Consider the following 525-nt stretch of genomic DNA (forward strand, 5'->3'; position numbering starts at 1 on the left):
AGTACGGCGTGGCGATCGTGACCGGTCGCGTGTCGGACATCATCGCCGTCGATATCGATGAGGGTCCGGGGAAGAACGGCGCCCAGGGTCTGGAACGGCTCCAGGAGGTGTACGGTCCCCTCCCGCACACGCTCACCGCCCAGACCCCCTCCGGCGGACGCCACTTGATCTTCAACTACCCGAAGAACGTGACGGGCAAGATCAAGGGCGTCACCAATCTCGGTGCTGCTATCCTCGGGTGCGATACGAACGTCGACATCCGGGCGGACGGCAACCAGATCAACGTCGCGCCGACGTCACGTGCGGAGTCGGCCTATGTGTGGCAGACCGCGCTTGATGAGACCCCGCTGGCGGATTTGCCCCCTGCGTGGGTCGGTCTGCTCGCCGGTGACCAGTGCCCTTGGACTGGTGGCATCCATCCCCTGGGTATTCCCGAGGGTAGCCGCAACGCTCGCCTCACGTCCTATCTCGGCATGCTTCGGGCGAAGGGCCTCGAGGAGGAGGACATTGTCGCTCTCGCGCACA

The 525-nt window shown here is 65.0% G+C and carries 1 protein-coding gene; it reads left to right on the forward strand.

Annotation, left to right across the window (positions count from 1 at the left end; genetic code table 11):
* On the forward strand, nt 1-525 hold a 525-nt coding region (locus ACUN0C_RS20235), incomplete at both ends, for a bifunctional DNA primase/polymerase (protein ID WP_445468199.1).

The sequence above is a fragment of the Faunimonas sp. B44 genome (assembly GCF_052655945.1).